Source organism: Nocardioides insulae DSM 17944 (assembly GCF_000422825.1).
Lineage (GTDB): Bacteria > Actinomycetota > Actinomycetes > Propionibacteriales > Nocardioidaceae > Nocardioides > Nocardioides insulae.
In genome coordinates this window covers 609,013-622,605 of sequence record NZ_AUGU01000013.1, presented here as the reverse complement: position 1 = coordinate 622,605, position 13,593 = coordinate 609,013, and the positions used below count along the sequence as shown (strand labels likewise).

Below are 13,593 nucleotides of genomic sequence, written 5' to 3'. Positions count from 1 at the left end.
ATGAACCGCACCTCCCGCACCAGTCGGCTGCGCCTGGTGGTCATCCAGGCGCTCGTGGTCGCTCTGTTCGCGACCCTCCTGGCTCGCCTCTACTACGTCCAGGTCGTCGACGGCGATGCGTACACCGCGGCCGCCGCCTCCCAGTCCGTCCGTGAGGTGGTGCAGCAGCCCGCCCGCGGCCTGATCGTCGACGCCCAGGGCCGGCCGCTGGTCACCAACCGGATGTCGTGGCGCATCAGCGTGGACCGCACCGTGCTGGGCAGTCTCGAGGAGCGCGACCAGAGGCGCGTCCTGCGGCGGGTCTCCAGGGCGGTGGACGTGCCGGTACGCCGGATGCGTGCGGCCCTGGTGGACTGCGGTACCGAGGACGCCGTCGAGGACCGCTGCTGGAACGGCTCGCCGTACCAGCCGGTGCCGGTGGCGACCGGGGTCAAGGAGCGGGTCGCCCTCTCCGTCCTGGAACAGCCGGAGGACTACCCCGCGGTGGTGGCCGACCAGGTGAACGTGCGGGCCTACCCGCGGCCCTACGGCGTCAACCTCGCCCATGTGCTCGGCTACCTGAGCCCCATCACCGGTGAGGAGTACGACCGGGCCGAGGAGGACGGAGACCAGTCGGTCAATGGCACCTCGGTGATCGGCCGGGCGGGCGTCGAGAAGGAGTACGACGCCTGGCTGCGCGGGATGCCGGGGCACACCTCGGTCGCGGTCGACTCGCGCGGCCGGGTGCTCGGCGAGGGTGAGGCGGTGCCCGCCCAGGCCGGCGACACCCTGGTGACCAGCATCGACGCCAAGGTGCAGGGCATCGCCGAGCGGCAGTTGCACGCGACCATCACCCGGGCCCGGGGCACCTTCGACGAGGTCACCGGACGCAACTACGAGGCCGACTCGGGCGCCGTCGTGGTGATGGAGGCGAAGACCGGTCGACTGGTCGCCCTGGCCAGCCAGCCGACCTACGACCCCTCGGTCTGGGTCGGGGGTATCACCCAGAGGCAGTTGAAGCGGCTGTACAGCGAGCAGGCCGGCATGCCGCTGCTGAGCCGGGCCACCCAGGGCCAGTTCGCACCGGGGTCGACCTGGAAGCCGTTCATGACCGCGGGTGCGCTGAGCAACGGCTACAGCACCGACACCCAACTCAACTGCTCCTCGGACTTCCAGGTGGGCAACCGCGCCTTCCACAACTACGAGTCCGCCGCCTACGGCAACATTTCCTTCGCCCAGGCGCTCCAGGTCTCGTGCAACACCTTCTTCTACCGGGTCGGCTACGACTTCTGGGCGCGCTACGGCACCGACGTGGACGACGTGAAGGCCAAGGACCCGCTGGTGACCACCGCGAAGAGGTTCGGCTTCGGTGAGCGCACCGGAGTCGACCTGCCCGAGGAGGCCACCGGTCGGATCGCGGACCGGAAATGGAAGCGGAGCTACTACGAGTCCCAGAAGGACTACTACTGCAAGCTCGCCGAGGACGAGGGCAGCGACTTCCTCCATCGCTTCGCCGAGGAGTTCTGCATCGAGGGCTATGCCTACCGGGCCGGCGACGCGGTCAACTTCGCCATCGGGCAGGGCGACACGTTGGTGACGCCGCTCCAGTTGACCCGCGCCTACGCCGCCCTCTCCAACGGCGGCACGCTCTACGAGCCCCGGATCGGCCGTGCGGTGGTGAGCGGGGACGGCACCGTCCTGCGCAAGATCAAGCCGGCGAAGGTGGGCCGGGTCAAGGTCGACAAGGGCGCCATCGACTACATCGACGAGGCGCTGCAGGGCACCACCCGCACGGGCACCCTGGCGTGGAAGTTCACCGACTTCCCCCTCGACGATGTGCACGTGCGCGGCAAGACCGGCTCCGCCGAGGTCTATGGCAAGCAGTCCACCTCCTGGGTCGCCTCGTACGACGAGAACTACGTGGTCGTGATGATGGTCAGTCAGGGCGGTACCGGTTCGGGCACCAGCGGCGACGCCGTCCGCTCGATCTGGGAGGCGCTCTACGGCGTCCAGGACGGTGCGGAGAACGACGAGAGGGCTGCGATCCCCGGGGTCACCCCGCCGGAGTCCCTTCCCACCTTCACCAAGGACGGCGCGATCATGCCGCCGGGCCGGAAGGACGAGGACCGATGAGCCAGGGACTCCTCAGCCGCAGACCGGCCGCGACCGGGCGGGCGCCGATGGGCTGGAGCCGCAGCGCCCGGCACGGGCCGGGACTGCGCGACCGGCTCGCCCGGGTCGACTGGATCCTGCTCGCCGCGGTGCTCGCCATCGTGTGCCTGGGCACCCTGCTGGTGGCCTCCGCGACCCGGGACTCGCTCTCCGGTCTGGTGCCCCGGCATCTGGTGAACATCGGGATCGGTCTGGGCCTGATGATCACCGTATGGCTCATCGACCACCGCATGGTCCGGATCCTCGCGCCGGTGGTCTATCTGGCCTCGGTCGTCGGTCTGGTCCTCGTGCTCGTGATGGGCTCGACGGTCAACGGGTCCAAGTCCTGGATCGACCTGGGCGGCTTCTCGGCCCAACCCTCGGAGTTCGCCAAACTGGCGGTCGTGATCGGCATGGCCCTGGTCCTGGCCGAGCGCACCGAGGGGCGATGGCGGGGACGGGTGGGCAGCGGTGACGTGTTCGCGATGCTGCTGGTCGCCGCCCTGCCCGTCGTGCTGATCGTGCTGCAGCCCGACCTGGGCACCACCCTGGTGCTGGGGGCCACTGTCTTCGGGGTCCTCGCCGCGGCCGGTACGCCGCGCCGCTGGCTCGGGGCGCTGGTGGTCGGCGCGGTCGCAGCCGCCGTGCTCGCGGTCGCGCTCGGGGTGCTCGAGGACTACCAGGTCGATCGCTTCCTCGCCTTCACCGACCCCGATCTCGACCCGCGCGGAGCGGGCTACAACGTCCAGCAGGCGCGGATCGCGATCGGCAACGGTGGCCTCTTCGGGCAGGGGCTCTTCGACGGCAGCCAGACCCGGGCGGGCTTCGTGCCCGAGCAGCACACCGACTTCGTCTTCACCGTCGCGGGCGAGGAACTCGGCCTGCTCGGCGCAGGGTTGCTGATCGCCCTGCTGGGGGTCGTGCTGTGGCGGGCGCTGCGCATCGCCGTACGCACCGACGACATCTTCGGCCGGGTTGCCGCGGCCGGCATCGCCTGCTGGATCGGCTTCCAGGCTTTCCAGAACATCGGGATGTGCCTGGGCATCATGCCGGTCACCGGCGTTCCCCTCCCGTTGGTCTCCTACGGCGGCTCCTCGATGTTCGCCGTGCTGCTCGCGATCGGGCTGCTGCAGAACATCCATGGGCGCACCGCTGCCACCCCCGCCGGCAGGCTCGCCCTGAGCTAGTGCTGGGCTAGCTGAGCTAGGCATGGGCTAGCTCAGGGCCCGCCCCGGCGGTTGGCCCCGTTCGATGCGCGGCACGGGCGCCGAGCCGGTCCCACGGTCGTCACCGGGTGGGCCGGCGGGGTGCGCCCTCAGGGCTGGACGGAGACCACCAGGAAGGCGGCCAGCAGCACCAGGTGCACCCTGCCCTGCAGGCTCTTGGCCTGGCCCTGCGAGATGCTCAGGATGGCCAGCACGACCGAGAGCAGCAGCAGGACCATCTGGGTGGGAGCCAGGCCCAGGGTCAGGGGCCCGTCGATCCAGATCATCGCGACCGCGATCGTGGGGATGGTCAGGCCGATCGAGGCCATCGCGGAACCGTAGGCGAGGTTGAAGCTGGTCTGCATCCGATCGCGCTTCGCGTTGCGCACCGCGGAGATGGTCTCCGGCGCCAGCACCATCATCGCGATCACCACGCCCACCACGCCGTACGGCAGACCGAGCGAAGTGACCCCGTGCTCGATCGTCGGGGAGAGCAGCTTGGCCAGCCCGACCACCGAGACCAGCGCGCACAGGAGCAGGCCCAGGCTGAGCCAGGCCTCCCGGGCCGGGGGCGGGTCGGCGTGGTCGTCGCCGTCGGCGTCGAGCAGCCCGGTGATCCGGCCGTACCTGTCCGCGGTGACCGGCAGGAAGTAGTCGCGGTGACGGACGGTCTGGGTGACCACGAAGGCGCCGTACAGGGCCAGCGAGGCGACCGCGGCGAAGCCCAGCTGGAAGGTGGTGTACTCCCCGCCCTGCGCCGACGTGGTGAAGCTCGGGAGCACCAGGCAGATCCCGGCCAGCGCGATGACCGTGGACAGGGCGGAAGCCGTGCCCGAGGCGTTGAAGCTCACCACCCGGTCCTTGCCGGCGCCGACGAGCAGGGAGAGCCCGACGATGCCGTTGACCGTGATCATCACCGCCGCGAACACCGTGTCGCGCGCATAGGTGGCGGTGGCGTCGCCGCCGCTGGTCATCAGCATGATGATCAGGCCGACCTCGATCACCGTCACCGCGACGGCGAGGATGAGCGAGCCGAAGGGTTCCCCGACCTTGTGCGCGATGACCTCCGCGTGGTGCACGGCGGCGAGGACCGCGCCCACCAGGCCGAGCGCGATCAGGGTCAGCAGGATCGGACCCTCGTGATACGACCAGGTCGACGAGAGCAGCACGAGTGCGGCGATCGGGACCACCAGGGTCCATTGGAGTGGGCCTCGGACCATGGGCGCGCTCATGGGCGGAGTTTACGGATGCGCCCGGGCCCTGGCTCGGGCCGGGGCACCGGCGGGCGCTGAGGCACGGTGAGGAGTCGTGGCGACCGGCCCGCGCGACGTACCCTAGGAGACGTTCTGTCCCCGCCCTCCATGAGGTGTTCTGTGGTGTCTGTCGGTCTCGAGCCGGCCTCGGTGTTCTCCCGGCTGGAGCCCCGCCTGGCGCTGGTGTCAAAGCCGATCCAGTACGTCGGCGGCGAGCTCAACTCGACGCAGAAGCAGTGGGAATGCGCGCCGGACGGCGAGAGCGTCCGGTGGGCGCTGATGTACCCCGACGCCTACGAGGTCGGACTGCCCAACCAGGGCGTCCAGATCCTCTACGAGGTGCTCAACGAGCGCGACTGGATCCTCGCCGAGCGCACCTACTCGGTCTGGCCGGACCTCGAGGCGGTCATGCGCACCGGCGACGAGCAGGGCCCGATCCCGCAGTTCACCGTCGACTCGCACCGGCCGGTGCGCGCCTTCGACGTGTTCGGCCTCAGCTTCTCCACCGAGCTCGGCTACACCAACATGCTCACCGCCCTCGACCTGGCCGGCATCCCGCTGCACGCGGTCGACCGCACCGAGGACGACCCGGTGGTGCTCGCCGGTGGACACGCGGCGTTCAACCCGGAGCCGATCGCGGACTTCCTCGACGCGGCCGTGCTCGGTGACGGCGAGGAGGTCGTGCTGGCGATCTCCGAGGTGGTCCGGGAGTGGAAGGACCAGGGCCGCCCCGCGGGGGAGATGGATTCCCCGCGCGACGAGCTGCTGCGCCGACTCGCCGTCTCCGGGGGCGTCTACGTCCCCAAGTTCTACGACGTCAGCTACGCCGCCGACGGCACCATCGCGGCCGTCGTACCCAACCGCCCGGGCATTCCGCACCGGGTGCGCAAGCACACCCTGATGGACCTCGACGCCTGGCCCTACCCCGCCAAGCCGCTGGTGCCGCTGGCCGAGACCGTGCACGAGCGGTTCAGTGTGGAGATCTTCCGCGGCTGCACCCGCGGCTGCCGGTTCTGCCAGGCCGGGATGATCACCCGGCCCGTCCGGGAACGCTCGATCAACACCATCGGCGAGATGGTCGAGAACGGCCTGAAGAAGTCGGGCTTCGAGGAGGTCGGCCTGCTCTCCCTGAGCTCGGCCGACCACACCGAGATCGGCGAGGTCGCCACCGGGCTGGCCGACCGCTACGAAGGCTCGAACGTCTCGCTCTCGCTGCCCTCCACCCGGGTCGACGCCTTCAACATCACCCTGGCCAACGAGTTCTCCCGCAACGGCCGCCGCTCCGGCCTCACCTTCGCCCCCGAGGGCGGCAGTGAGCGGATGCGCAAGGTGATCAACAAGATGGTCACCGAGGAGGACCTCATCCGGACGGTCGCCACGGCGTACTCCCACGGCTGGCGGCAGGTGAAGCTCTACTTCATGTGCGGTCTGCCGACCGAGACCGACGAGGACGTCCTCGCCATCGCCGACCTGGCCAAGAAGGTCATCGCCAAGGGTCGCGAGGTCTCCGGACGCAACGACATCCGCTGCACCGTCTCGATCGGCGGGTTCGTGCCGAAGCCGCACACCCCCTTCCAGTGGGCCGGTCAGCTCGACCACGAGACCACCGACGAGCGGCTCGCCAAGCTGCGCGAGGTAGTGCGCGCCGACAAGCGTTTCGGGCGCGCGATCGGGTTCCGCTACCACGACGGCAAGCCAGGCACCATCGAGGGGCTGCTCTCCCGTGGCGACCGCCGGGTCGGGCGGATCATCGAGGAGGTCTGGCGCGACGGGGGCCGCTTCGACGGCTGGAGCGAGCACTTCTCCTACGACCGCTGGGTCGAGGCCGCCGACCGTGCGCTGGACGCTCTGCCGGAGTCGCAGGGCGGCGTCGACCTGGATTGGTTCACCACCCGCGAGCGGGAGTACGACGAGACCCTCCCGTGGGACCACCTCGACTCCGGTCTGGACAAGGACTGGCTGTGGGCCGACTGGGAGGACGCACTCGCGGCCGCCGACGGTGCCGACATCGAGGTCGAGGACTGCCGCTGGACGCCCTGCTACGACTGTGGCGTGTGCCCGGAGATGAACACCGAGATCCAGATCGGCCCCACCGGCCAGAAGTTGCTCCCGCTGTCCGTCGTGTGAGGCCCGGGAGCCAGGGTCGAGCGCGTCGGGCCGGGCGACCGGTCCGGCCGTCGGCTGATGCCGGGAGCCAGGGTCGAGCGGGTCCGGCCGGGCCGGCCTCGAGCGACACCCGGGACCCGGGCGACACGGGTCACCGGCGTTCGGCGGCGAGCTCCTCGAGGGCGGTGAGCGCGGTGGCGATCGAGGGCTGCTTCCGGGCGCCGCGGCGTACGCCGGTGAGGATCCGCCGGGCGGGCGCGGGCTCGCCGCGCAGGGGCACGCGGACGATCCGGTAGCCGCTGGGCAGATGGGCCAGCTGGGGGACCAGCGAGACGCCGAAGCCGGCGTCGACCAGTGCCGCGCCGGTCTCCCACTCCACCGCCTCGTGCGCGATCCTCGGGGTGAAGCCCGCGGCCGAGCAGGCCGCGAGGACCAGGTGGTGGTAGGGGCGACCGGGTCGGTCCATGATCCAGGGCTCGGTGGCGGCCTCGCTGAGCAGCGCCGAATGGCGTCGCGCCAGCGGATGGTCCTCGGGCACCAGCAGGTCCAGCGGATCGTCCAGCAGCGCGCGCTGGTCGAACCGCGGGTCGTCCACCGACGGCAGGGCCGAGGTGGCCACCACCACGGCCAGGTCGGCCCGGTCGGCCAGGAGCAGGTCGAAGCACTCCTCGGGGTCGGCCTCGATGATCCGCACCGAGGCGAGCGGATGGGCGGCGGTGACACGCTCGGCGACGCGGGGGAGCAGGGCGGAGGCGGCGGTGGAGAAGCCACACAGCCGGAGCGTGCCGACCTGGGCCGGCTCCGCGGACGCGAGTTCGGCGCGGATCTGCTCCCACCGCTCGTAGAGTTCGTCGCTGCGCTTGACCAGGAGGCGGGCGGCAGGGGTCAGCCGGACCCCCCGACCGTGCTGCTCGAGCAGCGGCATTCCCAATTCTCGGGAGAGCGAGCGGAGCTGGTAGGAAACAGCCGAGGGAGTGTAGCTCAAGGATTCGGCCGCAGCGGTGACCGTGCCTCGTGCCGCAACCACTCTGAGCACCTGCAAGCGGCGATCGATCATGCGTAATCCTTGCATGCTTGCGTGGAATTTCGTTTGCTTCTCTTCATGGGTTGAGCGGGCTGAGACTGGCCGCGTGACCCACTTCGACCCGTTGCTCCAGCCGTTCCGGCTCAAGCACCTGCACCTGCGCAACCGCGTGGTCAGCACGTCGCACGAACCGGCGTACGGCGAGGACGGGATGCCCAAGGAGCGCTACCTGCGCTACCACCTGGAGAAGGCTCGCGGCGGGATGGGGCTGACCATGATGGGCGGCTCCGCGGTGATCTCGCCGGACAGCCCGCCGTCCTTCGGCAACCTGCAGCTCCACCGCGACGAGATCGTGCCGTGGCTGCAGCGGCTCTCCGACGCCGTCCACGAGGAGGGCGCCGCGGTGATGACCCAGGTGACCCACCTGGGCCGGCGTACCAGCAACTTCACCGGGGACTGGCTGCCGGTGGTCTACTCCTCGCCGCTGCGGGAGCCGGCGCACCGCTCGTTCCCCAAGGTCGCGGAGCAGTGGGATCTCGACCGGATCGTCGCCGACTTCGTCGCGGCGGCGCAGCGCTGTCAGCAGGGTGGCCTGGACGGCATAGAGCTGATGCACTACGGGCACCTGCTCGATGGCTTCCTCTCGCCGGCGACCAACCACCGCGACGACGAGTACGGCGGCAGCCTGGAGCATCGGATGGCCTTCCCGCGCCGGGTGATCCGGGAGGTGCGGGAGGCGGTCGGGCCCGACTTCGTCATCGGCGTACGGATGTCGATGGACGAGGACCGCCCGGACGGGCTGGGCCGGGAGGAGGCGCTGGAGGCGCTGCGCCACTACGTCGCCGACGGCATCGACTTCCTCAGCGTCATCAAGGGCACCATCGAGTCCGATGCGACCCTCGCCAAGGTGATCCCGTCGATGGGCACACCCTCGGCGCCCTTCCTCGACTTCGCCGGTCAGATCCGGGCGGCCGTCGACATCCCGGTGATGCACGCCTCCCGGATCTCCGACGTGGCCACCGCCCGGCACGCCGTGCGGGAGGGACTCCTCGACCTTGTCGGGCTGACCAGGCCCCAGTTGGCCGACCCCTACCTCGTGGCCAAGTTGGCAGCGGGGGAGGAGGACCGGATCAGACCGTGCGTCGGTGCCAACTACTGCCTGGATGCCATCTACGAGTCCGGCGACGCCAAGTGCATCCACAATCCGGCCACCGGACGCGAGATCTCCCTGCCGCAGCTGATCGCGCCCGCGGCGGAGGCCCGCAGGGTCGTCGTGGTCGGTGCCGGCCCGGCGGGGCTGGAGGCGGCCCGGGTGCTCGGCGAACGCGGCCACCACGTCGTGGTGCTCGAGGCCGCGGACGCCCCGGGTGGACAGGTCCGGCTGGCCGCCTCCTCGGCCAGGCGCCGCGACCTCATCGGGATCATCGACTGGCGGTTGGCCGAGGCCAAGCACACCGCGGTGGAGTTCCGGTTCGGCACCTACGCCGATGCAGCCACCGTCCTCGCCGAGCAGCCGGACGTGGTGATCGTCGCGACCGGGGGCATGCCCAACACCGAGTTCCTGGCCGAGGGGCGGGAGCTGGTCTCCGACACCTGGGACGTCATGGACGGTTCGCTGCACCCGAAGGGCAGCGTGCTGGTCTACGACGACAACGGCGCCGAGCAGGCCCTGGACGCCGCTGAGCTGCTCGCCGGTCGCGGTGTCCGGATCGAGTACGTCACGCCCGAGCGCACCCTCGGCCCCGGCGTGGGGAGCATGAACTCGCCCGCCTACCTGACCGCGTTCGCCGAACACGACGTCGAGGTGACCCTGGCCCACCGGCTCACAGCGGTACGCCGCGATGCCGGCGCCCTGATCGCGACCCTCGGCAGCGACTACACCGACCGCACCCTGGAGCGCCGCGTCGACCACGTCGTCGTCGAGCACGGCACCCTCCCCAACGACGAGCTGTACGTCGAGCTGCTGCCCGGGTCGACCAACCTCGGTGAGGTCGACCACCGGGCGCTGCTGGCCGGCACCCCGCAACCGGTCCGCACCAACCCCGAGGGCCACTACCAGCTCTTCCGCATCGGCGACGCCGTCGCGAGTCGCAACATCCACGCCGCGGTCTACGACGCCCTGCGGTTGTGCCACCTCCTCTGACCAACCCGGATCCTCACCCTCGACCCGACCTCCATCTCCAGATCTCTCCCGTCCCTCCCGAAGGAGGTCCCCGGTGACCACAGTGGCCGCATCAACCACCGATCCACGCGCCGCCGCCGAGCTCGTCGCCCGCCACAGGCCGGGCCATGCGCTGGAGGCGCCGTTCTACATCAGCCAGGATCTCTTCGACCTCGACATCGCCACCGTGTTCGCCAGGCACTGGTTCTTCGTGGCCAGCGAGGCCGAGATCCGCGAGCCCGGCGACTACCTGACGATCGACATCGGCGACTACTCGGTGATCGTCCTGCGCGACGACGACGAAGAGGTCGCTGCCTTCCACAACGTCTGCCGGCACCGGGGTGCCCGCCTGCTCAACGAGGACAGGGGAGCGGTCGGCAATCTCGTGTGCAGCTACCACCAGTGGACCTATGCCACCGACGGGAGCCTGCTCACCGCCGGGCTGCAGGCGCCGGGGTTCGACAAGAGCTGCTTCGGACTCAAGCGGGTGCACGCACGGTCGGTGGACGGGCTGGTCTTCATCTGCCTGGCGGCCGACCCGCCGGCCGACTTCGACGACGTCGCCGGGTTGGTGACGCCGTACCTCGCCGCCCATCAGCTCCGGCACACCAAGGTCGCCGCGCAGGAGGACCTCGTCGAGCAGGGCAACTGGAAGCTGGTGATGGAGAACAACCGGGAGTGCTACCACTGCGAGGGCGGGCACCCCGAGCTCACCTGCACGTTCTTCCCGACCTACGGCTACGCGCCCGATGCGATCCCCAAGCGGCTCCAGCCCGCCCACACCCGCTACCTCGAGGCCCAGGCGGCGCTGGAGCGGGCCTGCGAGCAACGCGGCCTGCCGCATGCCCCCATCGAGGAGCTGAGCGGCCGGCCCACCGCCTTCCGGGTGCAGCGCGAGGCGCTCGACGGGGCGGGGGAGTCCTACACCCGCGACGGAAGCGCCGCCTCCCGCCGGCTGCTCGGCGAGCTGGACTCGCCCCGGCTCGGGCGGCTCTCGGTGCACTACCAGCCGAACTCGTGGTTCCACTTCCTCGCCGACCACGCGATCACCTTCAGCGTGATCCCGCTCGCGGCCGATCGGACCCTGGTCCGCACCACCTGGCTGGTGCACGAGGACGCCGTCGAGGGGGTCGACTACGACCTAGCCACCCTGACCGACGTCTGGCACCAGACCAACCACCAGGACTCCACATTCGTGGCGCGCGCGCAGGCCGGCGTCCGTAGCCCCGCCTATGTGCCCGGGCCCTACTCGCCGACCGAGACCCATGTCGACGCCTTCGTCACCTGGTATCTCGAGCGTCTGCAGGAGGCACTGGGATGACTCACTCCACTTCGGCGCCGGCCTCATGGGCCGCGCTCCTCAGCCCGACCACCGAGAGGGGAACACCAACATGACCGAGCTGCTGAGCCCCGGATACGTCGGGCACCGCGCGCCGAGGCCGCGTCGGCCCCTCGTCGAGGAGGTCGACGGATCGTTGACCTGCGTGGCGATCCGCCCGATCACCCATGACGTGGTCAGCTTCGACCTCCTCCTCCCGGACGATGCCGTGCTGGCGCACGCACCCGGCCAGTACCTCACCTTCACCTTCGAGGTGGGCGGCCAGCCGATGGAGCGGTGCTACACCCTCTCCTCGGCGCCACCGGTGCCCGGTCATCAGCCCGAGGTCGTCACCATCACAGTCAAGCGAACTCCCGACGGGCCGGTCTCGGCGTGGCTGCACGACCACCTTCGGGTCGGCGACCGGGTGCGCGCGGTCGGGCCCTTCGGGGAGTTCAGCCACACCCGGCACCCCGCGGCCCGCTACCTCTTCCTCTCCGCCGGCAGCGGCATCACCCCGCTGATGTCCATGACCCGGGCACTCGGGGAGACGGCCGATCCGGCCGATGTCGTGTTCGTGCACAGCGCCCGTACGCCGGCCGACATCGTGTTCCGTGACGAACTGGCCCGGATCGCCGAACGGGCGGACCGGTCGGTGACCGTCCTGTGCGAGGGCGACGCACCCGGTGAGGCCTGGACCGGGGTCCGGGGCCGGCTCACCGCGGAGGCGCTGTTGGCGGCGGCCCCGGACCTGCTGGAGCGGGAGGTGTTCACCTGCGGCCCGCCGGCCTACATGGAGGCGGTTCGGGAGACCCTCGACCTGCTCGGCGTCGACCCGTCCCGCAGGCACGAGGAGTCCTTCCGCCTCGGCGCCCTCACCCGCGAGTCCGCCGACCCCGAACTGACCGGTGAACGGCACCGGATCGAGCTGCGGCGTACCGGCCGCACGATCGAGTGCGACGGCTCCGCCACCGTGCTGGAGGCCGCCTTGGAAGCAGGGGTCTCACTGCCCTCCTCGTGTGAGGAGGGAGCCTGTGGCACCTGCAAGGCCACCCTGCTGGAGGGCAGGGTCGACATGCAGCACGCGGGTGGGATCCGGCCGCGGGAGATCCAGGCGGGCAAGTTCCTGCCGTGCTGCTCCAAGCCGCTCGACGATCTGGTGATCGACGCCTGATCAGCCGGACCTCGGGCATGCTGGGCGCATGCGGAGCGTGACTGATCGGGAGCGGCGTGACCGGTTCGCCGTCCGGCACGGGCTGGCGCCGGGCAGCAGGTACGCGGAGGTGTCCGGAGCGGCCCGGGCGATGACCGCACTGCATGCCACCGAGGCAGCGACGGTCCACCTCGCGCTGTGGGCCAGGGTCGAGGACGTCACCCTCGACGACGTCGAGCGGGCGCTCTACGAGGAGCGCAACCTGGTCAAGCAGCTCGCCATGCGGCGTACCCTGTGGGCCCTCCCGCGCGAGTTGCTGCCGGCGGTGTGGGGGAGCGCCGCAGCCCGCACGGCGGCTCCGGAGCGCGCCAAACTGGTGAAGTACGCCGGCGAGGCCGGAATCGCCGAGCCCGACACGTGGGTCGGCGCTGCGATGGACGACGTGGTGGCGCTGCTCGCCGACGGTCGGCCACGCTCGGCCCAGGAGGTGCGGGCGGCCGTGCCCGCCCTGGAGACCACCTTCACCATGGGCGCACCGGGCAAACGCTGGGGCGGGACCTTCCCGATCGGTCCGCGGGTGCTGACCACGCTGGGTGCCGAGGGCCGGGTGGTGCGTGCCGAGAACGCCGGGCACTGGCGGCTCAACAAGCCCGCCTGGACCACCACCGAGGCATGGCTGGGGGAGGTGCCCCCGCCGATGGACCCCGGCCCTGGCTACACCGAGCTGGTGCGCCGCTGGCTGTGGACCTTCGGACCCGGCACCGAGACCGATCTGGTCTGGTGGCTCGGAGCCACCAAGACGATCGTGCGCCGTGCCCTCGCCGACGTGGAGGCGGTCGAGGTCGCCCTGGAATCCGGCGACACCGGCTGGCTGCTCCCCGACGACCCGCTCCTCGACGGCACCGCCGAACCGGTCGAGCCGTGGGCCGCGCTGCTGCCGACGCTCGACCCGACCGCGATGGGGTGGAAGGCGCGTTCCTTCTACTTCCCCGAGCAGCTCGTACCACTGCTGATGGACACCAACGGCAACGTCGGCACCACCGCCTGGTGGGACGGCCGGATCGTGGGCTGCTGGGTGCAGCAGGACGACGGAGGGGTGCGCGTGGTGCTCAGCAGGGCCGTCGAACCGGCCGGTCGGAAGGCATTGGACGCCGAGGCCGCACGACTGTCGGCCTGGCTGGACGGTGTCCTCATCACCAACGTCTACGCCTCCCCGCAGATGCGGCGCGCCAGGCTGCCCTGA

9 protein-coding genes are annotated in these 13,593 nt (G+C 70.8%); 7 read left to right on the top strand and 2 right to left on the bottom strand.

Translation table 11 applies throughout. The annotated features are described in order from the left end of the window. Both mrdA and rodA read left to right on the top strand, forming a co-directional pair. A complete protein-coding gene (gene mrdA, locus G515_RS0103570) occupies window positions 1-2,112 on the top strand; it encodes a penicillin-binding protein 2 (RefSeq protein ID WP_028659039.1) in 2,112 nt (703 codons plus the stop codon). Continuing rightward, window positions 2,109-3,317 carry a rod shape-determining protein RodA gene (gene rodA / locus G515_RS19345; protein ID WP_084653012.1) on the top strand — a complete coding sequence of 403 codons (1,209 nt, stop codon included), beginning with the start codon at window positions 2,109-2,111 and terminating at the stop codon, window positions 3,315-3,317. The genes mrdA and rodA overlap by 4 nt, the downstream gene beginning before the upstream one ends. Window positions 3,318-3,445: 128 nt before the next feature. On the opposite strand, the gene G515_RS0103560 is transcribed toward rodA, so the two are convergent. Then, complete coding sequence (locus G515_RS0103560) at window positions 3,446-4,567, bottom strand: calcium:cation antiporter (RefSeq protein WP_028659038.1); 1,122 nt, start codon at window positions 4,565-4,567, stop codon at window positions 3,446-3,448. Window positions 4,568-4,711: 144 nt separating this feature from the next. On the opposite strand from G515_RS0103560, the gene G515_RS0103555 reads away from it, so the two are divergent. Then, the gene (locus G515_RS0103555) at window positions 4,712-6,715 is read left to right on the top strand and encodes a TIGR03960 family B12-binding radical SAM protein (RefSeq protein WP_028659037.1); all 2,004 of its coding nucleotides are present in this window, start codon (window positions 4,712-4,714) and stop codon (window positions 6,713-6,715) included. A 130-nt stretch (window positions 6,716-6,845) separates the two neighbouring features. On the opposite strand, the gene G515_RS0103550 is transcribed toward G515_RS0103555, so the two are convergent. Then, window positions 6,846-7,751, bottom strand: coding sequence for a LysR family transcriptional regulator (locus G515_RS0103550; protein WP_028659036.1), 906 nt, complete (start codon window positions 7,749-7,751; stop codon window positions 6,846-6,848). 73 nt (window positions 7,752-7,824) lie between these two features. Between G515_RS0103550 and G515_RS0103545 the strand changes: the two genes are divergently transcribed. The 4 genes from G515_RS0103545 to G515_RS0103530 all read left to right on the top strand — a co-directional run bounded on the left by G515_RS0103545 (window position 7,825) and on the right by G515_RS0103530 (window position 13,593). After that, entirely contained in the window at window positions 7,825-9,861 is a 2,037-nt protein-coding gene (locus G515_RS0103545) for an NADH:flavin oxidoreductase (RefSeq protein WP_028659035.1), read from the top strand. Window positions 9,862-9,934: 73 nt separating this feature from the next. Further along, a complete protein-coding gene (locus G515_RS0103540) occupies window positions 9,935-11,200 on the top strand; it encodes an aromatic ring-hydroxylating oxygenase subunit alpha (RefSeq protein WP_028659034.1) in 1,266 nt (421 codons plus the stop codon). 70 nt (window positions 11,201-11,270) lie between these two features. After that, window positions 11,271-12,371: an FAD-binding oxidoreductase gene (locus G515_RS0103535; RefSeq protein WP_084653007.1), complete on the top strand. Its 1,101-nt coding sequence runs from the start codon at window positions 11,271-11,273 to the stop codon at window positions 12,369-12,371. A 28-nt stretch (window positions 12,372-12,399) separates the two neighbouring features. Continuing rightward, complete coding sequence (locus tag G515_RS0103530; protein ID WP_028659032.1) at window positions 12,400-13,593, top strand: winged helix DNA-binding domain-containing protein; 1,194 nt, start codon at window positions 12,400-12,402, stop codon at window positions 13,591-13,593.